Genomic DNA, 25,437 nt, shown 5'->3' with positions numbered 1-25,437 from the left:
GCGGGGCGGGGAGCGTCAGGCCAGTTCGAAGGCCACCGTGCGGGCGACCGGGTCGGCGGTGACCAGCCGGACCCGCACCCGCTCGCCGAGCGGCAGCTCGCCGAGGCAGCGGGCGCGCACCGGCGGGTCGTCCAGCGCCACGGTGCCACCGGGCCGGCGGCCCGGGCGGGCCTTGCCGTCCGGGGCCGCGTCGACGTCCAGCACCGCCGCGTCGAAGGTCTCCCCCACCCGGTGCTGGAGCAGCACCGCCTCCGCCAGCTCGATCGCGCCCCGGGTGGCCGCCGAGGCGGTCCGGTCGGTCGTGGCCATCACCTCGGGCAGCCGGGGCAGCGCCGCGCGGGCCCAGTCGGGCACCGCCCGGCCCTCGTGCAGCGCCAGGCAGACCTCCGTGGCGTAGCGGTCGGCCAGTCGCCGCAGCGGCGCGGTGACGTGGGCGTACGCGGCCGCGACCCCGCCGTGCTCCCGCTGCTCGGGCGGCGCGCCGTCGAAGGCCGTGTACGCGGCGCCCCGCATCAGCTCGGCGGCCTGGTCCACGAAGGCGGCGGCCCGGGGCTGCGACGGGTCCAGGCCGGCGATCACCTCGCCGGGGCCGGCCCCGTCCGGCCAGTGCACGCCCAGCGGGGCGGCGGCGGCCCGCAGGCGCGTCACCGCCTCGGGCTTCGGCGCCGGCATCGTACGCAGCAGACCGATGCCCCCGGCGAGCATGACGTCGGCGGCGGCCATCCCGGTCAGCAGCGAGATCTGGGCGTTGTGTTCCTCCATCGGCACCGGCCCGCGCAGCACCAGCCGCCAGCCGTCGCCGTCGGCCTCCACGTCCTGCTCGGGCAGCGGCAGGTTGATCGCTCCCCGGCGCAGGCCGCGCGCGGTGAGCAGGGCCCCGATCTCGGGCAGCAGGGCGATCGGGTCGGGTAGCCGGCCGGCGTCGGCGGCCGCCTGGACCCCGACGTAGTCCAGCTTGGCCCGGCTGCGCACCAGCGCGCGCTCCAGCGTGACCCCGACGGTGTCGCCGTCGGCGTCCAGGTCGATCGTCCACACCACGGCGGCCCGGTCGACGTCCGGCAGGAGGCTGGCCGCGCCCTCGCTGAGGGTCTCGGGATGCAACGGCACCGTGCCGTCGGGCAGGTAGACGGTCTGCCCGCGCCGCCAGGTCTCCTCCTCCAGCGCGCCGCCGGGGCGGACGTGCGCGGCGACGTCGGCGATCGCGTACGACACCCGGTAGCCGCCGCCGGCGCGGCGGGCGAGGTGCATCGCCTGGTCGAGGTCGCGCGAGGTGGCGGGGTCGACGGTGACGAACGGGATGTCGGTGCGGTCGGCGGCGGGCCGGGGCGGCGCGGCCGCTGCGGCGTCGGCCTCGCGCTGCGCCGCGGCCGGGAACCCCTCGGGCAGTCCCAGTTCGCGGCGCAGCGCGCCGAAGTCGATGCGGGGTGCGAGTACGCGTCGGATCACCACGGGGTCAATCCTGACAGTGTGGCGGATGATCCGCTTCCCGGCGAGCGCCGTTCACCGCGTCGCGGTCAGCCGGTCGCCCTGCGCGCGTTCGCCCGTACGCCACGGGGAGCGGTGGCCCGGGCAGCGGTCGTCGGGGCGGGCGCCTTGCGGGCGGTGACCTTCTTGGCCGGTGCCTTGGCGACGGTCGTCTTCTTCGCCGGGGCCTGCTTCGCCGCCGCCTTGCGGGTGGTGGCCGAGGAGGTCGCGGTGGCCTTCCTGGCGGGGGCCGTCGTCGCCGCGGCCTTGCGGGCGCCGCCGGTGGGCCGGGTCGCGGCCGTCTTCCTGGCCGGCGCCGTCTTCTTGGCGGTCACCTTCTTCGCCGGGGCCCGTCCCGCACCGCCCGTCGTCTTCTTGGCGGTCGCCTTCTTCGCCGGGGCCTTCGCCGCCGTCGTGGTCTTCTTCGCCGCCGCCGTGGTGGTCTTCCTCGCCGCCGAGGTCGCCTTGCGGGCGGGGGCGGTTCCGCTGGCGGGGGCCTTCTTCGCCGGCGCGGTCGCCTTCCTCGCCGTGGTGGCGGCCTTCGTCGCCGCCTGCCGGGCGGGTGTCTTCGCCGAGGTCGTCTTCTTCGCCGCCGTGCTCTTGGCCGCCACCGTCGTCCGCTTCGCCGCGGCGGGAGCCTTCTTCGCGGCGGTGGCGGTCGTCTTCTTCGCCGCGGCCGTCGTCTTCTTCGCCGCGGCGGCGACCCCGGTCGCCGCCTTCTTCGCGGGGGCCTTCTTCGCGGGGGCCTTCTTCGCGGGCGCCTTGGCGGCGGTGGTCTTCTTCGCCGGGGCCCGTCCCGCACCGCCCGTCGCCTTCTTGGCCGGTGCCTTCTTCGCCGCCGTGGTCGTGGCGGACGGGCGCGCGGTCCGCGTCCCACCCGCGGTCCGCTCCGCCGCGGCGGTCTTCCTGGCGGTCGTACGTCTGGCGGCCGGGCGGGTGGTGGCCTGCTGTGCTTCGGCCATCTCGGTTCCCTTCCTGGGGACGTGCTCTCGCCCTCGCGGAGCACGAAGTACCTCGGCGCGGGCCATCCCGCGCCGCCTATCTGTCCTCCCCGGCCCAGCGGGCGTCCTCGGCCTCCCACGCGTCGTTGCGCTCCCGCACCGTCTGCAGGGCGTTCTCCGCGTCGGCGGCTGAGGCGTACGGCCCCAGAACGTGCCTGGCGGGGCACACGTCGGCGTCGGTCTCGACCCGGTGGTGCCGGGTGCACCAGTAGAAGTGCCCACCGCTTCCGCTGTCGCTCATGGGATCACTGTGCACCGCGAACCACCCGGCCGCCACCGGAACACCACAAGTCGCCGATGTTCTCCACAGTAGACGTGCTCCCGTTGTCAGGGGCTGGAACTGCGAAAACAGTGCCGTTCGGGTGCGCGGTGCCCACCCCGGCGGGCCGCCCCGGGTGCGACCGGGCCGGGCCACCCGCCGCACGGCAGCCGCCGGCGGTCGCGCCCGCGTCCGCTGGGCACCGGCTGAACCGTTCGGCCGGGCTGCCGTCCCGGCTGCTGTTCGGCGCGCACCTGGGGTGACGCGGGGCGATCCGCCGGGCGAAGGGCGGGTTAGGGTCGCCGGATGGGCGTTCCGGACCACATCCTGCGGCTGCGCGAGCGCGTCGGCCACGACCTGCTCCAGCTGCCGAGCGTGAGCGCGGTGGTGCGCAACGACGCCGGTGAACTGCTGCTCGGCAGGCGCGCCGACGACGGGCGCTGGTCGGTGGTCAGCGGCATCGTCGAGCCGGGCGAGCAGCCGGCCACGGCGGTGGTCCGCGAGGTGCGGGAGGAGACGGGCCTGGAGGTCGAGCCGGTCCGCCTCAGCAGCGTCGTGTCGCACCCGCACACCTACCCCAACGGCGACCGCTGCGAGTTCTTCAACCTCGGCTTCCACTGCCGGCTGGTCGCCGGCACCGCCCGGGTCAACGACGACGAGTCGGTGGCCGTGCGGTGGTTCCCGCCGGACCGGCTGCCCGCGCTGGACCGGCACGCCCGGTTGACCGTCGCGCACGCCCTCGACACCGGGGCGGGCGCGTGGTTCCTGCCCGCCGGGACGGCCTGGGCCGAGTCCGATGACTGACCTCGACCCGCCCCTGCGCCGCTACCTCGCCGACCTGGTCGCCGCCGCCCGCGACGTCCTCGGTGACGACCTCGTCGGGGCGTACGCGGCCGGCTCGGTCGGGCTGGGCGCGTACCAGCCGGGGCGCAGCGACGTCGACGTGGCGCTGGTCTGCGCCGACGCCCTCGACCTCGGGCGCAGGCAGGAGCTGGTGGCGCGGCTGCGGCACGAGGCGCTGCCGTGCCCCGCACGCGGGCTGGAGCTGGTCGTGTACCGCCGGGAGGTCGCCCGCTCCGGCACGCCGGAACCGGGGTTCGAGGTCGAGCTGAACACGGGGGCGCGGATGCCGTTCCGGGCGACGTGGGCCGCCGCCGACCGGCCCGCCGAGGACGGCCTGTTCTGGTACGGCCTGGACCGCAGCATCCTGCACCAGTGCGGGTACGCCCTGCTCGGGCCGCCGGCCGCCGAGGCCTTCGCCGACCTCTCCCCCGCCGACCTGCGCCGCCTGCTGACCGACGCGCTGCGCTGGTGGCTGGCCCTGCCGACCCCGCCCGGCGACGGTCCCGCCCCGGGGGCCGAGGACGCGGTGCTCGGCGCCTGCCGCTCCCTGGTCAGGGTCCGCCACGGCGTCTGGCTGTCGAAGGTCGACGCCGGCCGCCGGCTGCTCGCCGACGGCCGGCCGGCCGACGCGACCGTCAACCCGACCGCCGACCTGATCGAACGGTCGATCGCGGCGCGGGCCGGCGGGCCGCCACCGGGCGGTCCCGAGGCCCGCGCCTTCCAACGCGGCGTGCTGGACGAGATCAGCCGGTGACGGGCTCCACCGGGATCCAGAGTTCGGCGTCCGCCTGCGTGCCGTCCGCCGACAGCCGGGTACGCGAGATCTCCGGTCCCGGCCGGCTGCGGTACGGGTTGGACGGGAACCACTGGGTGAACACGTCCCGCCACAGGTACTGCACCGCCTGCGGGAACGCCCCCGAGGTCTCGAAGACCGCCCAGGCGCCCGCCGGCACGGCCAGCGCGTCCAGGTCCTCCGGCGCGTCCGCGCCCGTCACCACGCCGTACCAGTAGTCCAGCTCGGTGCCCTCCGCGCGGCTGTCGGCCACGTCGGCGCTGACGTTGACGACGCCCTGCGGCTCCTGGTCGGACAGGGCCTCGATCCGGCGAACCGTCTCCGGCGGGATGCCCTTGACGAAGGCGACGATCGCCGGGTTCATCCCCTCGTGCACCAGCGGCACCCGGGCCTTGCGGCCCACCAGCTGGAACCCGTCCTTGTGCACGATCCGATATCGCATGCTGCTGCTCCCTTCGACGACGAGTCGGAAGGACATCCGGGGCTGGGACTGCAACGCCGCCCCCGTACGCCGGGCCTCGCCGGGGCCCACGCCGTGCACGGCGTGGAACGCCCGGGCGAACGCCTCGGTGGAGCCGTAGCCGTAGCGGACCGCGACGTCGAGCAGCGTCCGCTCCCCCGCGAGCACCTCCGCGCCCGCGACCGTGAGCCGCCGCCGCCGGATGTACTCGGACAGGCCGACGCCCGCCAGCGCGGAGAAGATCCGACGGAAGTGGTGCTCCGACGTCACCGCGATCCGCGCCAGCTCGGCCACCTCGATCTGTTGGTCGAGGTGCCGCTCGATGTGCTCCATGGCCTGGTTGAGCCGCTCCAGCACCCGGTCCTCCTTCCCGTTCCGAACAGCAACGCTAGGCGCGCGGGAGGTTGGCGCACCCGACATGCTGTGTCCGGATCGGTCGGCCCAGGTGGCGGCGCGGGTCGTTGCGGCTCAGGAAAGGCCCGGATCGGGCCCGCCGCCGTTGGTGCGTGGCTGGTCGAAGCGGTGCCGCGCGAACGCGTCCACCCTGCCCCAGCGGCCCGGAATGTCCAGCAGTGCGAGCCGGTCGAAGCCGGGCGGCAGCGCTGGGTTCACGGCGAGGTGGTCCTCGTGCGGTTCGATGCCGAGCATGATCCGGATGAGCAGCAGGGACGCCCCGCTGGACCACGCCTGCGGGCTGCCGGCGGTGGGGTACCGGACCGGGTACCGCGTGGTGTGGCGGTCGAATCCGCCGAAGGCTTCGGGCAGCCGGCCCTGGAAGTAGGTGGCGGCGTCGATGACACCCTCGGCGATGCGTCCCGCCTCGTCGGCGAATCCGTAGCGGCGCAGACCCCAGGCGATGAACGAGTTGTCGAAGGGCCAGACGGTGCCGCGGTGGTATCCGAGCGGGTTGTAGCGGCCCTGCCCCTCGGCGAGGGTCCGCACTCCCCAGCCGGAGAAGAGCGCCGGCCCCATCAGGTGCTCGGCGACCCGCGCCGCCCGCTCCGGCGGCACGATGCCGCTCCACAGCAGGTGCCCGATGTTGGAGGAGAGGCTGTCGACGGGAGTGCCGTCGCCGTCGAGGGCGAGCGCGTAGTAACCCCGGTCGTCGAGCCAGAAGTCCCGGTTGAAGCGGTCGTACAGCGCCGCCGCCTCCATCTCCAGCCGGTCCGCGTAGGCCGGGTCGTCCCAGAACGTACGGGCCAGTCGCGCCGCCCGCATCTTGGCGTCGTAGGCGTAGCCCTGGGCCTCGCAGGTGGCCCTGGGGAAGCCCGGCAGCCTGCCGTCGGCGTAGGAGATGCTGTCCCAGGAGTCCTTCCAGCACTGGTTCTCCAGGCCGGTGAGCCGGTTGCGTCTCTCGTACCAGAGGTAGCCCGTGGACGTCAGGTCGGCGTACTGGTCGATCCACGCCAGGGCCGCCCGGGCCTCCTGCTCCAGTTCCATCACCAGCGCCGTGTCGCCGCTCCACCGTTCGTACTCGTCGAGCAGCACCACGAACAGCGGCGAGGCGTCGACGGTGCCGTAGTACGGCGAGTGGGGCTGCTCCTCGAACGCGGCCGACTCGCCGTAGCGCAGTTCGTGCAGGATCCGGCCGGGGTCCTCTTCCAGGACGTTGTCGGTCCGGGCCCCCTGCAAGGAGGCGAGGATCCGCAGCGTCGGCGGGGTCAGCGACGGGGTGAAGGGCAGGGTCTGCAGGCAGGTCAGCAGGCTGTCCCGGCCGAACAGGGTCATGAACCAGGGCAGCCCCGCCGCCGGTACGGTCGCGCCGCCGAGCGAGAGCGGGGCGAAGCGCAGCGCCGCCAGGTCCACCAGGCTGCGGTGGTACACCTGTTGCAGTGAGCTGCTGTCGGTGTCCAGCTTCGGGGCCTCCGCGAGCCACTCCCGCACGCTCGTCGGCAGGGTGGCGTGGTCCGGGCGCAGCGCCCGCACCGTGGCACGGAGGTCGACACCGTCCGGACGCAGCGCCCGCATGACCACCCGCAGCTCCGTCGACCAGCGGGCGCCGGGCGGCAGCCGGAGCGTGAAGCGGAGACCGCCCTCGTCGAAGTCGGCGGGCTCACTGGCCGAGACGGACACCTCGCGCTGGAACGTGCCGCGCCGGTAGCCCAGACGCAATTCGTCCGGGCCGACGTGGAGGTAGTGGCTGCCGGCCTTCTGGCGGACGTCGAACTTGATGTCGAAGATGTCGGCGAAGTCGGCCGCCACCTCCAGTCGTACGTCGAGGTCCATCTCCTTCTCGCCGTAGTTGAACAGCGTCAGCGACTCGGTCAGGTCCGGGCCGATCCGCCGCCGCCGGATCGCCGACACGTCGGCCTCCACGTAGTCGGTCTGCCCACCCGGCACCACGAAGAACGCCGCCTCGTAGTACTGGCTGTCGTCCACCGACAGCGCGGTCAGCCGCTCGCCGTTGACGGTGAGCACCCATCGGGACAGGAAACGCGAATCGGCGGCGAACAGGCCGACCGGGGTCGCGGGTGACGACTCCACGTCACCGCTGGAATCCGAGACGATGAAGGTGCTGCCGTCGATGCACGACACGGTGCCCGGGATGTCCTTCACCGGGTCACTCCCCGCGACCGGAGGCGGCCTGCTGCCGTGAGGCGGGGGGCATCGGGAACAGCCGCCCGACCCGCATCGCCAACGCGAGGTTCCCGTCGATCATGATCTCGCCCCGGGTGATCCCGGCCAGGCCGTTCATCTCACCCCGCGTCATCGCCTCCGCGACGTCGGCGGTGACCGTGATGACCGCTTCCGCCGGGGCGTCGCTCCGCGTCACCCGCAGACGTCCATGATCGATGTCCAGCAGCCACCGCTCCACCCGGTCCCCCTCCCGGATGTCGAACCGGATGGTGCCACGGACCTTGCAAAAGCGTGGATCATGACCGACATCCGCCAACTGCTCGAAGAAGGCACTGGTCGCCGTCATACGACCTCCCCGCCACTTGTCTGGAGCGCTCGCCGACTACCCGTCGTACGGGAGCACTAACGCTCCCACGGCGCCCCGGCCGGCCTGCTGCACGCGGTCACGCCGCCGGCGGACGCCCGCCGGCACGGGAGCCTCCGCCGGACGGGAGGCTCAGCGGCGGCCGCACCAGGCGTGGGCCGGCGCGGTGCGGACCAGGAGCCCGCTGACCAGCAGCGCCAGCACCGCCAGCAGCCCGCCCGTCGTCGCCGCGACGAAGGCCGGGTCGACCGGGGGCGTGACCAGCGCCCCGGGGCGCGGCCCGAAGAGCAGCATGATGCCGGCCCCGACCAGGAACGCGACGGCGACCGGCGCGGCGAACCCGTGCACCACCCGCCACGCCGTCGGGCCGCCGTGCCAGAGCCCCCGCAGCACGGCTGCGGCCGCCGCCGTGCAACAGGCCAGGGCGAGCCAGTTTCCCGCGCCGCCGACCGCGCCGGGCAGCCCGACGGCCACGACGATGGTGTACGCCCACCAGAGCGCGAGCAGCACCATGCTGATGACGATGCTGGGCGGCCGCCGCATCGGCGCCCGACCGGCAGGCAGTAGGCCGGGCGCCAACGGCTCATCGGTCATCGCCGGATCCCATGCGCCCGGACGGGCAGCGCCTCTCGCCGCCGGCTTCAGTGCAGACCGGTGATGAGGGCGGCGACGTCGTCGAGTCGCTCCCGTTCGCCGCTGGTGAGCGCCGGGTCGTTGCGCCGCATCGCCACGGCCTGGTCCAGCGTGGTCAGCACACGGCCGCCGACGCAGCCGACGAAGGCGGCCAGCAGCGTTGCGGCCGACGACGCCAGCGGATGCGCCTCCTCGACGGCCACCTGGGCGATGATGACCGCGGAGAGCGCGACGTCGAGGTCCGCCGGTCCCTCGGTGGCGTTGCGCCAGTCGATGACGACCGGCCCCCGTGGCGTCAGCATGACGTTCTCCGGGTGCAGGTCCAGGTGCAGGATCCGGTCGTCCTCGCCTTCGCCGAGCCGGGGCGGCAACGCGTGGAGCCGATGGTGCAGATCCGCCAGGCAGGTGGCCGCCTCCGTGGCGTCGAGCTCACCGGCGAGGAATGCCGACAGCATGGTGGGCCCGTCCAGTCGTTCCATGACGAGATCGGCGCCCCGCGCCTGGTACACCCTGGGCACAGGGAAACCGTGACTCGCCACGTGGGCCATGACCGCGGCCTCGGCCGCCACGTCTCCACCTTCCCGGTAGCGGCGAAGGACGCGTCGGTCGTCGATGACGAAGATGTCGGCGTCTCGGCCCGACGCCAGAGGGGTCGGAGGATCGCAGCGGTCAGCCATCCCGGCCGGCCTCGTGTCACGCATCAACCGACGTTACGACGTGACGCTTCTGCCTGCTGTCCCGTCGCGACGGTTCTGCTTCGCGGATCGCGGAGGCGGCCCGGAAGCCGAGCGCCGACCGCCGTCGAGGTCGCGGCTTCCGGCTGCCGCGCCGGGCGCACCCCGCACCGGCCAGCCCTCCGGGCTAACGTTCCCGGTGCAGCCAGGCCAACAGGTCCGGTGGGGCCATCTCGGCCGCGCGCCGGTGGTAACGGCTGAGCTCCTCGGCGCTCAACAGCGCTCGTCCCGCACCCGAGCGGCCCCTTCGGAAGAAGGCCTGATGGTCTTTCAGCACCCCCACGGCGTCGGGCACCAGGGCCTGGGACCGCTCGCGCATCGCGGCGAACGTGGCGGCCTCCACCAGAGTCGCCCACCGCTCGGCTGGCACCTCGACACCCAGCCAGGCGGCGATCCGCCGCATCTGTCCGTCCAGGTCGGCCAGGAGATCGTCGTAGTGCACCAGCAGCACGTTCGGCTCCTCCCGGCGTCGCCAGGCATCAGTCAGATGCCAGAGCACACCGGGCAGCGAGTCCAACACCTCCTGCGGATCGCTGTCACGCTCGGTCCACCGCACCAACCAGGAACGCAGGGGAGGCCGTGCCGGCGGTGCGTCGCCGGACTGCGGTTCGCCGGTGATCTGACTCAGTCGCTCCCGGTCGATGTTCTCGCCCTGGTGGTACAGGGACACCGCCATGTCCAACGGATGCCGGGCCACCACGATGTACGACACGTGCGGCTCGATCGGCACCCCGTCCAGCGGCGTGTGCGTCTTGATGAAGCGCCGGTGCTCCTGGGCGGCGAGGTGGTCGTAGACCTGCCGCTGCGGAGCGGTCAGCCAGTCGAGCCAGGGGGACAACTGCACCAACGGCGCCGGCAGGTCGGCGGTCTGGAAGATCAGCAGCGCGCAGATCATCTGCATCCAGGTGGTGCCGCTCTTCGATCGGGTGCTGATGACGATGTCGCCGCGCCGGAACGGGAACGCGAGCCACCTGCCGCTGTCCTCCTCCGGGGATCGGTAACGTACCGGGGTCGCCATCCGAGCGAGCCTAGAGCTGGACGCACCTGTCCGCTTCCTCATTTCCGGATCCGCCGCACTGCGCGCCCCGGTCTCGAACCCGGAAGGCTGCCGCGACCCCGCTTGAAGATCATGTCGGGCATCAGGTGGGACACGAGTTCTCTCTTGGTTGCCTAGTCCCACCTGTTGCCTGACGAATCCGTCCCGGCACATGCATGACAGTCAGCCCTGGCTCCCCGGTCGCCCTGGTTACGGTCGGTGACCTCTGGGTGCCTGCGGGCGCACTCGAACTCAGGCACGGAATGGACCATCGCCGCCAGGACACCGTGCACGAGGGGAAGGCCGCCCAGCTCGCTGATCCCGACCCATGCGATGTCGTCATGCTCGTCAGGCGCACGGTTGGTCGGAGAGCCAACCCAGTCTCCAATCTGCCAGACGCCCACGTGAACGGCGTCCCCACCACTGCCGGCATGCAAGACGCCCAACCGTGAAGCGGACTCCGCCGCGATGTGGACACCGAGCTCCTCGTGCATCTCACGCGCGAGGGCCCGTAGTTCCGACTCACCCGCTTCGACCTGTCCCCCGGGCAGATCCCAGACATCTGGGTACACCCGTTTGGTCGGCCTGCGGTGCACCAGCAGGACCGCGCCGTTCTCAACGAGTGCGCCCGTGACGACAACGTGCATGACGGGAGTAGAGCACCGGGATAGGACAAGCTCGTCAGCACCAAAAGGGGATGACCATCGACACCCGAACATAGAACCAGCTCAGAGCCTTGATCGGGGCTCTGAGCTGGTGGGCGACGGACGAGTCGACCTGTACGCCGGATTAAGATCCTCGTACCCCCACTGACCAGGGGCGGAGCCTGACGAAGGCCGCTGTAGGCCGTCGCCAGGCCGTCCGGTGTCGCAGGCGCGAAGTCCAGCGGGTGGGCCAGAGGGCGTGCTACTGGTAGCGCTTGACGTTCATGTCCCGCCGGAAGTCGCGGTACCTCCGCGCCGCTGCCCGTGGAGTCCGCACCCACAACGGCGCACCAACGAGGATCCGATCTACGGGCTCATCCAGGCCCCATCGGTCCTTGTCAAGAACCACATCGCTGTAGATTTCCGCGAACCACTCGGCGTCGGCCGCATCGCCAAACGTGTATCCCCGCTGCCACGGCTGATCGACGGCTTCGCGCGACTCCCGAGTAAAGCCCTGGTCGAAGGCGATCTTCATTGCCTCCACCGAGATCGACTGCGGGTCATCGTGCCGTAGGCCGCTCGCCGCGCAGTTCTCTGCCAACCATCTCGTGACCGACCACATCGCGGAAGAACTCCAGCCACTTGCCACGGGGTCACGGGGCCCCATGAACCCGGCGACGCTGTCTTGACTGCCAAAGAGGCAGACGGCTACGCGAGTGCCGTCTGACGCGATCGTGCGCATGCCCAAGACCACTCGACCCTGCTCTTCGCAAACGAAGTGCGAGAACTCGACCCGTCCGATACCTCGTGCGTAACGAGTCGGCGGCGGCGTCACGAAGTCCTCGACGGCAAGATCCCCGATGGCCCGCTCGATGCGCTTTACTATCTCTTTGCGTTGGAGAGTGCGGACCTCTCGCTCAAGGTCAACGCCGGTCTGCAACAGCGGGATCTTGAAGAGGGAGATCTTGGTCTTCCAACGCGGGTCGATGTTGATTCCGTCGTCATCGGCGATAGAGCGGACTCGTCGATCAGACCAGTACGCGTAACGAACGGACTCTCCGCGCTCGCCCACTTGCCAACCCCTCCCCTGACTGTGGCGCCCGGCTGGTCTGAGCTGGCGCCGCTGCTTCACGATGTGTATCCCATCGAGTCCACGTTCTACGGCTGACACTCGGCCAGGTCGTGGATCAGGCTGCGGGTGGGGCTTCTTGGAAGAGATCATCGATTGCCCGGCGGGTGCGTTCCTCGCTGGCCGGCATCAGGTGGGTGTAGACCCGCAGCGTGAAGCCGGGGTCGGAGTGCCCCAGGTACGAGGCAAGGGCCTTGATGCTCTCCCCCGCGTCGAGCAGCGCCGAGGCGTAGAAATGGCGCAGCGCGTGCATCCCGGTCGCCCGGGTCGGGACGATGCCGGCAGCTTCGACCGCAGGACGCCAGCTCTTACCGTCGAAGGTGGCCCGCTTGATCGCACCCCGCCGGGTGGTGGTGAAGATCAGTGGCACCGTCACCCGCTCGTCGCTGAACGGGTCTTCCCACGGCAGAGTGATCGACAGCGGAGGGCACTTGTCGGCGTGCTCTTTGAGCGACTGTGCCACCGAGTCGGGCAGCGGGACTCGACGGTCCCGATCGTTCTTGGGCAGGCCGAAGACCAGCCGGGAGCGGACCACCTTCACTTGCCGAACGACGTGAACCCAGCCCGACGCGAAGTCGACGTCATCGACGCCGAGCCCGAAGATCTCCCCTTGCCGCAGCCCACAGCCGGCGCCCAGATCGACCATCGGACGGTACCGCTCAGCGAGGCCACCGCGGATTGCCGAAACCTCGTCGGCCCGCCACGGAACGACGCGACGTTGTACCGGCCGGGGCGGCTTGACCGAGGCGGCAGAACACGGGTTCTTGGCGATGCGCTCGTCGTCGACAGCCGCGCCGAGGATGGTCCGCAGGTGCGCGAAGACGACGGCCCGGGTCGCTGGGGCCAGCTTGCCGACCATCCCTGCGTCCCACTCCCGGATGTGCCCCGGCTTGATCGAGGCCAGTTGCCGAGAGCCGAAGAACGGCAGCAGGTGCTTCCGTACCCGGAACTCCGTGCTTTCCCGGGTTGACTCGTCGAAGGAGCGCGTACGCAACCAGCTCTCTGCGTACTCGGCGAAGGTGATCCGGCCGGCGGACGGGTCGACGTAAGAACCCCGGAGCTTGTCCGTCTCCGTGGAGACGAGGAAGGCGTCAGCGTCGCGCTTGGCACGGTCCGGGAAGGACTGGCTGCGTTCCCGACCGTCCGGACCGATGTACCGCACCCGGTAGCGCATCCCCTTGCCGAACAGATCCGACTTGATGCGCTCCTTCCGACCGCCAGGGTGCCGGATCACCTTGTACCAGCGATCTTCTACGTGCCCCATCAGGCTGCCGCCTGCTCACGTACCCACGCCCGGACCGAATCCGGCTCGTACCGCAGGTGTCGACCGACCCGGGCGGCCGGCGGACCGTACTTGACCTTGCGCCAGCGGTACAGCGTCTCAGCGGGCACCCGCAGGTACGCCGACACGTCTCGGATCGTCCACAGCTCGTCGGCCGGCTTCATTGCTGCCCCTCCCCGATGTCTTGCGTCGTTCCATCCGGTGCTGTGTTCGATGGCGGCTGTGCGGCCCGGTCCTTCGCGGCGAGCAGTTCGGAGCGCCAGCGGGCGCGTTCGCTGATTGACCGCAGGAGGCGGTGCGCCATGGCCGGTACGTCGGGATCGTCGGGCCGGGCGAGTTCCCAGGCGTGCCGGACCGGTTCGACGGTGGCGCCCTGGTCGTCGACGCCATCCAGGCCGACGGTGACGCCGAGCAGCGCTCGCACCCAGGCCCGTACGTCGTGCTTGTGGTCGGTCAGCGTCTTGCCCGACCAGTCGCGGGAGATGAGGATGCGCCGACCGCCGATGCCGAGGGTGTCCCGCTGGTGCACCTTGCCCTTGCAGCGGCCCGGCCTGAGCTTGGCGTGTGCCTTCTTCGGCTGGACGCCGTAGAGCAGCCAGTTCGCGCAGCGATCGGTGCACGGGGTGACGCGCAGTTCCTGCCACAGCCGGTCGAGGTGGGCACGCTGCCGAACGCTCGTGATCTTGTGGCAGTCGCCGGTGTGCTTGGTGATGTACTTCGTGACGTACCTGATGGTGCGTTCCGCGTCCTCGGTGCCGGGCATGACGCCGCGCGCGTCGACCTGGGCGCCGAAGCGGACGACGTGCACCGGTTCCGCGTCCGGGTCCTCGTCGATCGCATCGAGCGCTTCGGCCCAGGTGGTCAACGGCTGGCGGGTGTCCGGGTCGACCCACGCCGAGGCGTCCTCGTCCCATACCGGCGGCCGGTCGGCGGTGTACTGCTGTACCTCGACCGAGGGCCACCACACCTGGTGGTACGTCGCCGCCGCGACGGTGCGCAGGATGTCCCGGGGGATGGTCCCCCGGATGGCGAAGTGAGCGTGTGGGGCGAGACGGCGCTGAGGCTCGACGCAGCCCGCGTACTGGACGTTCCAGCCCTCACACCGCCGCAGGTTCTGCCAGAACCGGTCGAGCAGCCGGGGGAAGTGGACCGCATCCCAGGCGGCCTGCCGGTAGTCGTACCGGTCGGGGTTGACCGGGGTGCCGTCGGGACGGACCGGCCCGTACGAGTCGAGCGTCAGCGTCAGCCACATCGACGGTCGGTAGGTCGACCCGTCCGGGGCGGTGTACGTCTTGCCAACCGTGCGCCGCTCTACCTTGCGCCGAGGCAGGTCCGGGGCATCCTGGCGCCGCTTGGTCGACCGCTTCCGGCGCCGGCCGTTGTCCTCGTCGCCCTGGTCCTCGTCGCCGGTCGAGTGTGGCGGCGCGACCCGGCCCCGCAGACCTTCGGCGGTGATCGCCTCTTCCACCTCCGTGATCGCCTCGTCGAGGTCGGCGACCTGGTCCCACTGGCACGCACGGGACGCCTCGTCGCGGGAGAACTCCAGGTGCCCGCGCAACAGGATCAGTGCCTTCTGTTCCTCGGTCGCGGGTTCCGGGGGCGGTAGCGGCTCGTCGTCCCGGTGCCATCCCTCCCGGATCTGGGCCTGCCGCAGCCGCCGGTTCTTCTTGGCACACGGAGCGCACTTGTCCTCCCGCGTCGCGCCGCAGGGCAGGTCGATGACCTCGGTACGGCCGGTGTCGAGATCCGTACGCCGCATGGCGAGCGGCCGGACGCAGACGCCGTACTCGGCCGCAATCTCCTTCAGCACGTCGACCGAGCGAGGGAGCGCCATGCGGGCCGCCCGCGACCCCGGCCGAGGAGTAACCGGAGTCGGGGCGGCCTGCGCGAGGCCGGGCAGGGTCGGCGCAGTCATCGAATGATCCCGACGACGTGCGGCCGGTTGGACTGGACGACGCCACGCGGAGGCAGGACCGCTGCCGGGGCGGGGACGACGACCGGAGTCGCTCAGCCGGGCGAACCGGTTCGACTTCGGTGGTCTGCTCTGGTTCCTCGTACCGGTACGCGGTCGGCTGGTCCGGCTCGACAGCCGGCGGGGTGACGGGTGCGTTCGACAGGACGACCTTCACCAGGGCGAGGAAGGCCAGCGACGGCACCGCCGCCACGATCCAGCCCCACACCGACGGTTCGGCTTCCGCAACCTGGGCCGCCAGCGACAGGAGCGCGAACGCCACCAGGAGCGAGCCGACCAGGCCGACGGGACGACCGGTGCGCCGACGGGAACGGATCTCCAGGCCGAGGTAGATCGCCATCAGCTCGACAGCTACGGCGTTCGCCCAGCCGATCCAGTGCGGCTGACCGTGAGCAACGGAAAGGTCGTGGACGTGGGTGAAGGCGGCGGCGCCGGCCATGGTGCCGATGGCGAGCAGGATCACCAGGCGTACGGCGGATTCGGTGCGTTGGCTCATCGCTGCTCCCCCTTCGGCTTCTCGCGGATGGTCACGTCGATCCGGATGCGCCGGCCGTCCATGTCGCGGCGGCGGTTGATGAAGTGCGCGAGCCCGCGCAGCGCGGCGGCGGTCTGGTCGGCCGGCCCGACGAGCTGGATGTGGAGCGGACGCCGGAGGCGGTTGGTCAGGCGGATGAGGGGGGTCACGGCGGTTACCTCCGGGCCGGTCGAATGTCGGTGCGGATGTAGTCGGGAGGGGTGCCGAGCGCGGCGACGGCTTCGGAGAGGCAGCGCCACAGCGCCCACGCCTCGTCGGGGGTCAGGGACATCCGCCGCCGGCCCGCACCGACCGCCAGATAGACCGGGTACGGGTCGGGCCGTTCGGGGTCGACCCGGACGGAGACGGCGGTGGTCGGTTCGGGGGTGCGGAGCCGGTAGAAGCGGCGGCCGTTCGGGGTGGCGGTCACCGCGGATCACCCCCGCTGTCGCGGTCGAGCAGGTTGCGTAGCGCATCAGGCAGCAGCGGCCCGGACGGCTTGCGGGGCAGCGGAGGGCGTACCGGTTCGGTGGCGGTTTCCCGGCCGACCTGGGCGAAGATGTCCGCTGCGTCGACCGGCGCCGGGTACTGCCGCGCCATGTCGCGGATGTCGTCGTCGCTGACGTACGAGAACCGGACCCGCATCGGGTCGGGGGTGCCGTCGAGGATCACGTACCCGACGCCCTTGGCCCATCGGGGCATCTGGTCGGCCAGCGCGCCCCGGTTGCGGGCGCCGTCGCCAAGGACCAGATCGACTTGCGACGCCTCAGTGAGGCCGAGCGCGATGCGGGTCGGGAACAGGTCCCGGAACGGCAGCACCTCCTTGCGCGGGTCCTGCAACGCCGCCACGACCAGGACCCCGACGCCGGCACCCTGCGACAGCAACAGCCCCAACGAGGACGCGATGCGCTTCCGCAGGTCGACATCCTGGAGGTACGCGGTCAGCGCCGCCATCTCGTCGACGACGACCACGACCAGGGGGTCAGCCTCAGTCGGGGTGTGCACCCGGACCGTTCCGGCCAACCGGGTCTGACGCTCACGCAGGACGGTCACGGCCTCGTCGAGCAGGTCCGCCATGGCCTCGAACGACTTGCAGGCGAACCGGGCGAACATCGGCCGACCAAGCGCGAACTCCATCCCGCCCTTGGGGTCGATCACCCATAGCCGCACCAGACCGGAGGCGATCCCGCCGCCGAGGACCCGGACGAGCGACCAGAGCACCGAGCCCTTCCCCGATCGAGTGGCACCGCCCACCAGGACGTGAGTGGCGAGCAGGTGAAGCGACCAGGTACGCAGATCTTCCCGCCGGGCCAGCGGCAACGCGGTGAAGTCCGGCACCGCCGGGACCGGGAACGGCGGAACCACCGTCCGCAACGCATCGGTACGCACCAGCGCCAGATAGACGCTGGTCGGCCGGTCCCGGTACCGCACCCGGTCGACGAGCCGAAGCAGCCAGGAACCCCGCCCGGTCCGGGTCGGCGCCTCGTCGGGACGTTCCGCGTAGACCCGGGCGTGCCGCCGGCCGAAGGCGTACGCCAGATGTGCACTCGCCTTCTGGAACTGCTCCGGCGTCTGCCCCCGCACCATGCGGACGGTCAGCACGTCTAGCGCCTGATCCGAGCGGACCCGCAGTAGTTCGGGCAGAACCTTGCGGTGGTCGTACGTCTCGGCGAGCCCGCACAGCGTCATGGCCTCACGCCAGACCCGCCGGTAGACGAACACCCGACGGAACGAACCGAGCAGAGGACCCGCCAACCAGGTCCACCAGGACGACTCATCCCGCCAGCGCCAAACCGCAGCGAACGCCGCCGCCAGCACGAGCGGCACCACCAGGCCGGACCAGCCGAACTCGACGCACAGCCAGAACGCCAGCACGGTCGAGACGGTGGTCACCGGGTGACGTAGGCACCACCAGAGCACCCGCCCGGACCAACGCAACACCAGCCAGAGCAGCGCCGCCCAGACTGGCAACTCGAACCGCTTGGGCCGGATCACCAGCAGATCCCCGGCCGAGGTCATCACCACTTCACCGCGAGGCCGCCCGATCACTTGGCACCCCGCAGAGACACGAACCGTCCCGACGCGTCGCGGACCGGAGGGAACGGAAGAACAAGCTGCCCGACGCAGACACCACAGCGGCCGTCAGCACCGCTGACCGGATTGAATCGGACCTGACACACACCACACCGGGGCCAGCCACTGCCAGCCCGACGCCTACCCTTGGACACGTCACTACCTCTCTCGACAGAGCAGGGGGAAGAGACAGAGAAGGGCGGGGCTGCCGTCCGCCAAGATCAGACAGCCCCGCCCACACTCGAAGCAGCTACGCCGCCGCCTTGCCGGTCACGCCCGCCGGGGCACGCATCGCGGTCGCACGCAGCGAGTACGCCATCCGACCGTTGTTCGACACGTACGGCGTGACCGTCATGCCCTCGAACTCGACCGCCTCGAACGGCGCCCCCGTCGGCGGAACCGGCTGGTAGTCAGCCGAGATCTTCACCGTCGTCTCCCGGGACCGCTTCCCGAGTTCGGGGTCCAGGTCCATGACTCGTACCTGCCACACCCGCTGGCCGGTCAGCTTGTCCTTCGCCGGGGAGCGTCGCCCCGTCTTCTCGTCGTAGTCCTCCACCTCGCCCAGCGACTCGGGCACCAACGCGCACCCCGCCGGGAACACGTCCTCACAACGCACGGCGAATCTCGTACCGCCACGCAGAGCCATAGCTCGACCTCCTGACTTCACCTGACTGTCCTGACTAGCCAGGTGGCGTGGATCAAAGGTAGGCCGGCTTGGCTAGTCATGTCAACGACAGTGTCGAAACTTTCCTAGCCTGGCTAGTCAGCGGTACCGTCCCTTCATGGCTCTTGACCCAGACGACCCGCGCACGCCGTCGCAACAGATCGCGGCCACACTTCGCGCAGAGATCAAGACAGGGAAGTTCGCGCCGGGCGAGAAGTTGCCGTCCCAACACGACCTCGTCGAGCGGTTCAGCGTCGCCCGCGAGACGATCAAGGCCGCCCTACGGAAGCTGCAAGATGAGCGCCTGATCGTCACCCGTCAGGGCAGCGGCACCTTCGTGCGCGCCAACACGGAACGCCCGGTCGGACTCCGGCCGCACATCGAACGAGCCTTCGAGGCCACGAACGTCACGATCGACTTCGCCGGCTTCTCCGGAGAGACGATGTACAACGCGATCCAGGAGACCTTGGACAAGGTCCGCATCGGGCGCCTCACCCCGGAGTCGATCCGGGTCCGCGTCCTGATCTCCGACATGACGTCACCGATGGCGATCCCCTGCCGCGCCGAGGACCAGGCCGACGACCCCGGCATCCGCGCCCGAGCCCGCCGCATTACCGACCGCTCGATTCACGCACTCACCGACGCCGTCCAGGAACTTGCCGACCTCGGGTTGGTCAAGACCGCCACCACCGAGGTACGCGTCCACAGGGCCGCCCCGCTGTTCAAGCTCTTCATCATCAATGAGCAGGAAGCGTTCTTCGGCTTCTATCCGGTGGTTGAGCACACCGTCTCTGTCGAGGGCAAGCCGATGGCGATCTACGACGCGATGGGCAAGGACGCGATCCTGTTCCCGTTCACGCCCAGCGACGAGGACGCCAGCAACGACGCCCTCTATGTCGAGCAGGCCCGCGCCTGGTTCGACAGCATGTGGGGCACCATCGCCCGCGAGTACGCGTCGTGACCGCCGCCGACCTGGCCAAGGTGATCGACCGCGCCCGCGTGATCCTGCTCGACTTCGACGGCCCCGTGTGCAGCATCTTCGCCCAACACTCCGCGTCGACCGTCGCCCATGCGTTGCGCCGCCTGCTCGTCGACCAGGCCGTCACCCTGCCGCCCGAGATCTTGGCCGAACGCGACCCGCTCGCCGTGCTCCGCTTCACCGCCACCCTTGGCCGCCCCGCCGTCGTCCGCCTGGTCGACGAGGCCATGATTCGCGAAGAGGTCACCGCGGCCCGCACCGCCGAACCCACGCCGTACGGCAGGGAAGTCATCGTCGCCTCCCACCAGACCGGCCGCCGGGTCGCCGTGGTGTCCAACAACTCGGCCGCTTCCGTCCACGCCTACCTGAGCGCCCGACGCCTCACCTCGTACGTGCACCCGGTAATCGGCCGCCCCGAGGCCGCGCCCGAGCGGATGAAGCCGGACCCGTTCCCTGTGCTCGCAGCCGTGCGAGAGCTGGGCGCAAAGCCGGCGGAATGCGTCCTGGTCGGTGACTCGGTCAGCGACATCGAGGCCGCCCACGCCGCCGGAGTCGCCGCCATCGGATACGCCAACAAGCCCGGCAAGCGCGAGCGGTTCGCCGCCGCCGATGTCGTCATCGACAGCATGGCCGAACTGGTGACCGCCTTCGCCGTCGACGAGCTGTAGCACCACCCCGCACACGAGCGCCCCGGGAGACTGTCACCGGGGCGTTTCTCGTGTCGTCAGTTCACCCCGGCCCGGGTCGCGGTGGGGCCACCCTGGAGCTAGTCCAGGTCCCCGCGCTTGGCAGCGATCCACGCCTCAACGTCTTCGGCAAGCCAGACATTGCCCATCTGGAGCGTCGCTACGGGCTCAGGGAAGTCGCGCCGGTTGGTGATCTGGTAGACGCGCTGGCGCGAGACACCACCGAGCATGGTCCGGATCTCCCCCGAACCCACCAACCGCAGCTTCCTGCCCATAACGCTGACGCTAGGCACACGCCGACTAGGCGTGAATCAAGTTGATGGACGCCTAGTCGTCGCAAGCACTAGTCGCATACCCTTGACGCATGACTAGGTTCAAGTGGTTCCAACGCCCTGACCAACCTGTCGACTACGTAGCCGGCGAGCCAGCCCCATCCAGGTACTGCCGGGAGCCGCAGAGATGGACTGCTCGCGCCGCCGTCCCCGCATCCGAGCCACCCCTGATGACCAAGGCAGGACTCTGGCGCTCCAAGCAAGCCGCGACGCGCCTCGACCGGAGGTAGGTCATGTCGATCCCGCAGCCGCAGCCAGAGCCGTCGTTCCTCGTCCTGATGGCCGGCAACGTCGTCGACTTTCACAACCGCGCCGTCTGCTTGCAGTGCACGGTCGATGGATGCCCACGCTTGACAGAGGCCGGCGAGACCCTACGCGCCTGGCGAGATAGGAAGAACCGACGTGAATCCCGGTGACGTGCTGCACTTGACCCGCGCGGCAAGCCCTCAGTTCGTACGGCCGATATTCTTCCGCCTCATCAAGGTCCGCGCAGACCTCCACACTTATGACGGCTGGACATGGCTGGACGGCTATCAGCTAGACGAGAAAGGCGACGCCGTGGCCCGCAGAGAATTGTACGCACTAAAGGCAGGTGTGAGGTTGGAGCAAATATCGTCCGCCTCACAACCGAGGACGGCACGGCGGCAGCCGTCTCCGGATCAAGGTGAGCACCGCGTGAAAACAAGCGCTCCTTCTTAGCGTCCAAGCAGGCGCCGTGGACGTGGCCACACACCGCCGCTGTCTGGCCTCGCCAGTCGACTCCGGCACCAGGACCCAGCAGTCGACTCAGTGCCCGCCGCCCAGCCTCCGCCACGTCAGGTGACCGCCACGACATAACCGTCCTTGGTCAGCGCCGACCTCTCGAATGGGATGGCGAGAGGCGTCAACCTGTCGATAAAGTTTACCCTGTTCTAAGATTCAGGATTCGCCGCTAAAACTTGCTGGCAGCCCACCGCGCCACCAAATATCGAAGCGATACTCTTCGATGCCGGCGTGTTCTCTTTGCAAATCTTCCACTTCTGACGAGGTCGCGCCATTCTCCATTGATCTCAAAATCGATACCCGGGCCGCATCAGCTCGCGCCCGGCCCCTATATCTGACGACAGATCCGTAAACCCCTGGCCCCTGCGGTGGGTCAATACCATCGAATCCTGAGCCGGTAGTGTCGGAGAGCAGGAGTTGCCCACTCGGGCAATACAGGCTGGCGACCTCTGACACTTCCCAGCCCGGCCAAGAAATACCCACTGACGGAGAGTCAAGAACACTAACTACGACCCTAACAGGAACCATATCCTGTGAAGCTTTCACGTAGATGCCAGAATCGGTTACAGCGACGACTTCGCGGCAAGCAGTTAGTACCGCATCGCCATCCTCGAGGACAGAATCACACACAATGTCGCGTAAAGTGAATAGCTGATGACTTGGAAGGAATGTCAGCTCATAACTCCCGTACAAAGCAACCAGCTCCGACTCCTATACATGATCGCCTTGCTGACCCCAAATAGGGCCAGCAAGGCGATCGCCCGCAACGGTGAAATTATTGTACTTCTCCAGACGGTCCTACCAATTAACCTTCACGAGGAAGGGGTCACTGGGGATACCTTGACTGGAAGTACCACGATTCTCATCCAAGACCCTATTCTGCCCGTAAAAGACACCCAAGTGAGTACCCCCCTTAGAGTTGTGAGTACCGCTGATAGGCCGAGCCGAGCCGTGCCACGCGTTGGCATTCCCGCCGTCAGGGTTCTGCTCTGTGGCGCCGGTGGATGTGGCCGATCCCTCATACGTCGTCTTGAACGGATATTCGTCACACTCAAGTCCGCCGGCGGGATATCCTGAACCCCAAACATCGACACAAATACCGACAGACGCGTTGTTGTTCTTAGTCTTCAGCGTGTCATTCATGAGTCGATGCAACGGTTTGCCAAACTCGCCCGGAACGGACTTGTTCATTATGCTGGGGAATGTACGTAGCGGCGCCTTTAGCGCATCGTCGATGTGGACAGCCTCCTCCCGATGCTCGCTATCAGGATGGGCACTAAATTCCGCTACAGGCTGATGGTCACTAAAGACCGCACCATGGAACTTCCCGTTACCTAAGGGCGCTCGCGCTGAGTCGAACCTAACTCTCGAGCTGGCCATCGCTGCCTCTTGCCACGGATACACGTTCGGCGCAGTAGTTAGGATCGACATATTCATTTGCATTAGCGAGCGCGCTATCTTGAAGTCACCTTCCCCGGTATCGTTGGGGGACGTTACGGAGAAGCTGTACATGCGATTCCCCGCCAACCATTCAGGAACAGTTGCCATCCGCATAGGGAGGCTGGGGGCGCATGCGATATTCCCTCCGCAACCGAAAAAATCAACAGTCAACGTTGTGACCGGCAGTGGATCGCCACCTTTAGTCTCGAACTTATCGAAGTCAAAAATATAGTCGACTTTACGGGAACCGTCGACCGAAAAGGCAAGGAGCGAATATTCCATTTCGATGGTTGCAACGACAGTGGCATCTTGACGAGACAACAAATTCGCGGTTCGAGCACCTATAAAACACTGCTCGAACCTGCTGCGAGCCCACCCTTCAGGACGGCGAGCTGAGAGGCTTATCATGCACTCACTCTTGAAGTCTTCAGCAACCCTTGCACGGTGCGCACTGCTATCGGTCGGACGAATTCGGATAGGCGGCGAGGCGGGATCAGTGTGCGGGTCCGACTGCTGAGTGAGGGCGGGAAGCGTCGAGGTGACGGCCCACTCCAGCATGTCGCCGCTGGACACTTCACTTGAATTTGCGGTAGCAGGCGATGCAGTGGCGAGTAAGGCCAAAATGGCGACACCTGCCACGTAACGCACGTTACGAAACATAAGCCTCTCTGTTCATCTAGCCTTGCATGGAATGCGCAGAGTGAATCAATGTGACAACAGTTGCGACGCGACGATTCCGCCTTAGCAGGAAATCACTCAATTAAGCGCTATGTGCCATCTGAACAATCGGCGCCCAGGCAGGCGTGGAGCAATTTGCCTGTCCTTGAGCCGAAGGCCAACTTGTACCCGTTGTATTCTTTCACTCGGCGGCCAAGCAAGCTTTGTACAGGCCCATCTCCTGCAACAACGATAACGTCTTCCTTATTTTCCCCGAAGGCAGCCGATCCTGCTACGCGCGCGAAGTCCTGGGCAGAAATCGTGCGCGCCTTGGCAGTGGTAGCAGGGCTGCCAGGTACCAGGGATAGCGCCTCATCCGCTAGGCGCAAAGCCTGCTGTTCAGTAATCGCGGCTCTAGCAGTGCTACTCAGCGGCGACGATCGTTCAGCATTTACATTGCAAGCCCTGAGCGCCTTTACGCATGCGGCCAATCCGCGGACTTCACTCATACAGCGGGTTGCGTCTTCGGCCATGCAAGCTGCTAGCGCACGCTGATCGACGCCGTTATAGACTTGACTCGCCTCGGTGGAGGGCTTGATGAATAGAGGATTCTGGAGAGACGACGTAGAAGGTTTGCTAATCTCGAAGTAGTCGATCGCCGCAGGGCTAGAGCCTGCCTTTGCGACAGTTGAAGCCGTCAAGCACCGGGGAGGCGTGTTTGGGCCCCCCGTAGCTGGCGCATTACGGGGTGCGTCGCAGGGGTAGGTCTCGCGCGTTGAAGTCTCCGTAACCCAAGGTCGCCGCCATACATCGTTGGCGTCCAAAAGTCGCATCCGGTGCGCAAATGGCCCCGCGAAGGTGGCCGCCTCGATGGTCTCGGCAAACAGCCCTCCGCTGCTTTCACCAATTCGAGCACTTTCGGCCTTCGTAGTGCTACCGACCGGATTGAAATCAAAATATAGCGCAAGCTGGGAGCCTTCACCAGGCACAACCATATAGGTGTGGAGACGGCCGTCTGCTCCAGCGCCGCCAGGCTTACTTGCAAGGCTATAGTAATTATATGACCCGCTGTCATATTCTACCCAATAGGCGCTTTCCACCCTCGGCTCAGCGGAATACCTTGATTCCCAACCGAACTTAAAACCCTCCCCTCTACTATTATTTCCCTGAGCATCGAGCGTGCTCCACTCCAAGGAGTTCAGCATATTACTGTAGGTTGTACCGCTGTAAGTAATGACATGCTGATGCCAAGTACTCATCAACCCATAAACCGGCTGCTCGGGGCGAACACAGAGGACAGTTCCCTCCGCCACGCACTCAAACGGCCCGGTGCGCAAGATCCAATGCTCGCCGGGCCGGCCCCCTGTCGGAAGGTTGTAGCAGCTGTTAAGTCCCGCCTCGGTTCCCGAGTACATTCCATCCAGGCAGCGGGTATTGTCATTGTGGCGAAGCCAGAAGCCCCCACCGTAGGTGGGTTTTGCCGTGTACCAAAGAGTGGAGGCCGTGCAGGCTCTAAGCTGAGCTTGTGGCCCTCCCGTGCCGGTTTTGCCCAGGCAAAGCCCGGTTTTTACGTGCTTGATTCGGTAGAGATGACGCGGTGGCGTATATGGTTGGGTGCTCTCGAACTCAAACCTCCAACGTTGCGTATTAACAGCAGGACCACCATCGGCAACGTAAGGAGCAATACCGACCGGAGAGCCATCCGTCGCCCCCAAGGCTGAAAGAACTCGCTGGTCACCGTAGACGCCAATAGCGAATTCCTTTGAAAGCGCAGCCGATGCTGGAGTTACAGAAGAGAGCAACGCTCCAGCAATGATCAGAGACGTGACTAAAATGTTCGCCACTCCTCGTCGGACGTGTTCAGCATAATTTGTTTGAGACACCTAGCTTTGATCCTCCCGTAAGAAGCACGAGTAACACGATCGCTGGCATGACCTCTCCGCACCCATGCACGTTGAGTGGCGCTGGCGTCGCGCTGCGTGAGAACTAGCACTATGACATAGCGCGGACTCATCGATCAACATCATCGAATGGTGATCTTTTGCATAGCTTGCGCCCTTGACTAAACTGCTCAGCAGTTGGGCGGCTTGGAGTGATTCACGCCTATATAGGCTGCGACCTGCTGAAATGCCTGCTGCC

General features: G+C 68.3%; 26 protein-coding genes and 1 pseudogene. 5 read left to right on the top strand and 22 right to left on the bottom strand.

The annotated features are described in order from the left end of the window. Window positions 1-15 precede the first annotated feature (15 nt). The 3 genes from AB0883_RS16010 to AB0883_RS16000 form a co-directional block, all read right to left on the bottom strand. A complete protein-coding gene (locus AB0883_RS16010; protein ID WP_366641926.1) occupies window positions 16-1,449 on the bottom strand; it encodes an RNB domain-containing ribonuclease in 1,434 nt (477 codons plus the stop codon). Between the two features lie 65 nt (window positions 1,450-1,514). After that, window positions 1,515-2,426 carry a histone gene (locus AB0883_RS16005; protein ID WP_366641925.1) on the bottom strand — a complete coding sequence of 304 codons (912 nt, stop codon included), beginning with the start codon at window positions 2,424-2,426 and terminating at the stop codon, window positions 1,515-1,517. Between the two features lie 76 nt (window positions 2,427-2,502). After that, window positions 2,503-2,706 (bottom strand): hypothetical protein, encoded by a 204-nt coding sequence (locus AB0883_RS16000; protein WP_121400897.1) that lies wholly within the window; start codon window positions 2,704-2,706, stop codon window positions 2,503-2,505. A gap of 324 nt (window positions 2,707-3,030) precedes the next feature. Between AB0883_RS16000 and AB0883_RS15995 the strand changes: the two genes are divergently transcribed. Beyond that, on the top strand, window positions 3,031-3,528 hold the full coding sequence (locus AB0883_RS15995) for an NUDIX domain-containing protein (RefSeq protein ID WP_366641924.1): 498 nt from the start codon (window positions 3,031-3,033) through the stop codon (window positions 3,526-3,528). Then, window positions 3,521-4,321, top strand: coding sequence for a nucleotidyltransferase domain-containing protein (locus AB0883_RS15990; RefSeq protein WP_366641923.1), 801 nt, complete (start codon window positions 3,521-3,523; stop codon window positions 4,319-4,321). The genes AB0883_RS15995 and AB0883_RS15990 overlap by 8 nt, the downstream gene beginning before the upstream one ends. On the opposite strand, the gene AB0883_RS15985 is transcribed toward AB0883_RS15990, so the two are convergent. From AB0883_RS15985 to AB0883_RS15910, 16 genes and pseudogenes are all read right to left on the bottom strand, one after another. Further along, complete coding sequence (locus AB0883_RS15985; protein ID WP_366641922.1) at window positions 4,311-5,177, bottom strand: AraC family transcriptional regulator; 867 nt, start codon at window positions 5,175-5,177, stop codon at window positions 4,311-4,313. The two genes, AB0883_RS15990 and AB0883_RS15985, sit on opposite strands and share 11 nt — an antisense overlap. Before the next feature lie 111 nt (window positions 5,178-5,288). Then, on the bottom strand, window positions 5,289-7,367 hold the full coding sequence (locus tag AB0883_RS15980; protein WP_366642235.1) for a glycogen debranching N-terminal domain-containing protein: 2,079 nt from the start codon (window positions 7,365-7,367) through the stop codon (window positions 5,289-5,291). A 13-nt stretch (window positions 7,368-7,380) separates the two neighbouring features. Continuing rightward, entirely contained in the window at window positions 7,381-7,743 is a 363-nt protein-coding gene (locus AB0883_RS15975; RefSeq protein WP_366641921.1) for an SCP2 sterol-binding domain-containing protein, read from the bottom strand. Between the two features lie 150 nt (window positions 7,744-7,893). Beyond that, a complete protein-coding gene (locus tag AB0883_RS15970; RefSeq protein WP_366641920.1) occupies window positions 7,894-8,355 on the bottom strand; it encodes a hypothetical protein in 462 nt (153 codons plus the stop codon). Window positions 8,356-8,402: 47 nt separating this feature from the next. Next, entirely contained in the window at window positions 8,403-9,071 is a 669-nt protein-coding gene (locus tag AB0883_RS15965; protein ID WP_366642234.1) for a phosphotransferase, read from the bottom strand. Between the two features lie 184 nt (window positions 9,072-9,255). Beyond that, on the bottom strand, window positions 9,256-10,146 hold the full coding sequence (locus tag AB0883_RS15960) for a sulfotransferase domain-containing protein (RefSeq protein ID WP_366641919.1): 891 nt from the start codon (window positions 10,144-10,146) through the stop codon (window positions 9,256-9,258). Window positions 10,147-10,298: 152 nt separating this feature from the next. After that, a complete protein-coding gene (locus tag AB0883_RS15955) occupies window positions 10,299-10,811 on the bottom strand; it encodes an NUDIX domain-containing protein (protein WP_366641918.1) in 513 nt (170 codons plus the stop codon). A gap of 259 nt (window positions 10,812-11,070) precedes the next feature. Beyond that, window positions 11,071-11,880, bottom strand: coding sequence for a hypothetical protein (locus AB0883_RS15950; RefSeq protein WP_366641916.1), 810 nt, complete (start codon window positions 11,878-11,880; stop codon window positions 11,071-11,073). 115 nt (window positions 11,881-11,995) lie between these two features. Beyond that, a complete protein-coding gene (locus tag AB0883_RS15945) occupies window positions 11,996-13,201 on the bottom strand; it encodes a tyrosine-type recombinase/integrase (protein WP_366641915.1) in 1,206 nt (401 codons plus the stop codon). After that, window positions 13,201-13,383, bottom strand: a complete 183-nt coding sequence (locus AB0883_RS15940; protein WP_366641913.1) for a helix-turn-helix domain-containing protein — start codon at window positions 13,381-13,383, stop codon at window positions 13,201-13,203. The genes AB0883_RS15945 and AB0883_RS15940 overlap by 1 nt, the downstream gene beginning before the upstream one ends. After that, on the bottom strand, window positions 13,380-15,134 hold the full coding sequence (locus tag AB0883_RS15935) for a replication initiator (protein WP_366641912.1): 1,755 nt from the start codon (window positions 15,132-15,134) through the stop codon (window positions 13,380-13,382). The genes AB0883_RS15940 and AB0883_RS15935 overlap by 4 nt, the downstream gene beginning before the upstream one ends. A 250-nt stretch (window positions 15,135-15,384) precedes the next feature. After that, window positions 15,385-15,630: pseudogene (locus AB0883_RS15930) on the bottom strand (DUF2637 domain-containing protein); the annotation flags it as partial. Between the two features lie 53 nt (window positions 15,631-15,683). Next, window positions 15,684-15,875 (bottom strand): hypothetical protein, encoded by a 192-nt coding sequence (locus AB0883_RS15925; protein ID WP_357562773.1) that lies wholly within the window; start codon window positions 15,873-15,875, stop codon window positions 15,684-15,686. 5 nt (window positions 15,876-15,880) lie between these two features. After that, window positions 15,881-16,135, bottom strand: a complete 255-nt coding sequence (locus AB0883_RS15920; protein WP_018807974.1) for a hypothetical protein — start codon at window positions 16,133-16,135, stop codon at window positions 15,881-15,883. After that, on the bottom strand, window positions 16,132-17,724 hold the full coding sequence (locus tag AB0883_RS15915) for a cell division protein FtsK (protein ID WP_366641911.1): 1,593 nt from the start codon (window positions 17,722-17,724) through the stop codon (window positions 16,132-16,134). The genes AB0883_RS15920 and AB0883_RS15915 overlap by 4 nt, the downstream gene beginning before the upstream one ends. A 304-nt stretch (window positions 17,725-18,028) precedes the next feature. Beyond that, window positions 18,029-18,424: a transcriptional regulator gene (locus AB0883_RS15910; RefSeq protein WP_366641910.1), complete on the bottom strand. Its 396-nt coding sequence runs from the start codon at window positions 18,422-18,424 to the stop codon at window positions 18,029-18,031. Window positions 18,425-18,560: 136 nt separating this feature from the next. On the opposite strand from AB0883_RS15910, the gene AB0883_RS15905 reads away from it, so the two are divergent. Together AB0883_RS15905 and AB0883_RS15900 are read left to right on the top strand one after the other, a co-directional pair. Further along, window positions 18,561-19,403, top strand: coding sequence for a winged helix-turn-helix domain-containing protein (locus tag AB0883_RS15905; protein WP_366641908.1), 843 nt, complete (start codon window positions 18,561-18,563; stop codon window positions 19,401-19,403). After that, the gene (locus AB0883_RS15900) at window positions 19,400-20,089 is read left to right on the top strand and encodes an HAD-IA family hydrolase (RefSeq protein WP_366641907.1); all 690 of its coding nucleotides are present in this window, start codon (window positions 19,400-19,402) and stop codon (window positions 20,087-20,089) included. Before AB0883_RS15905 ends, AB0883_RS15900 begins: the two co-directional genes overlap by 4 nt. A gap of 98 nt (window positions 20,090-20,187) precedes the next feature. Here the strand turns inward: AB0883_RS15900 and AB0883_RS15895 are convergent, their stop codons facing one another. Next, the gene (locus tag AB0883_RS15895) at window positions 20,188-20,382 is read right to left on the bottom strand and encodes an AlpA family phage regulatory protein (RefSeq protein ID WP_244164556.1); all 195 of its coding nucleotides are present in this window, start codon (window positions 20,380-20,382) and stop codon (window positions 20,188-20,190) included. Window positions 20,383-20,841: 459 nt separating this feature from the next. Here AB0883_RS15895 and AB0883_RS15890 point away from each other — a divergent pair, with 459 nt between their 5' ends. Next, entirely contained in the window at window positions 20,842-21,138 is a 297-nt protein-coding gene (locus tag AB0883_RS15890) for a hypothetical protein (protein ID WP_366641906.1), read from the top strand. Window positions 21,139-21,999: 861 nt separating this feature from the next. On the opposite strand, the gene AB0883_RS15885 is transcribed toward AB0883_RS15890, so the two are convergent. Further along, window positions 22,000-23,280 (bottom strand): hypothetical protein, encoded by a 1,281-nt coding sequence (locus AB0883_RS15885; RefSeq protein ID WP_366641905.1) that lies wholly within the window; start codon window positions 23,278-23,280, stop codon window positions 22,000-22,002. 128 nt (window positions 23,281-23,408) lie between these two features. Continuing rightward, window positions 23,409-25,142: an RICIN domain-containing protein gene (locus AB0883_RS15880; protein WP_366642233.1), complete on the bottom strand. Its 1,734-nt coding sequence runs from the start codon at window positions 25,140-25,142 to the stop codon at window positions 23,409-23,411. Window positions 25,143-25,437: the final 295 nt, after the last annotated feature.

It is taken from the genome of Micromonospora sp. NPDC047812, assembly GCF_040704175.1.
Taxonomy (GTDB): Bacteria; Actinomycetota; Actinomycetes; order Mycobacteriales; family Micromonosporaceae; genus Micromonospora.
The sequence above is the reverse complement of the archived record's forward strand: the minus strand, read 5'-3'. Positions and strand labels throughout refer to the sequence as shown.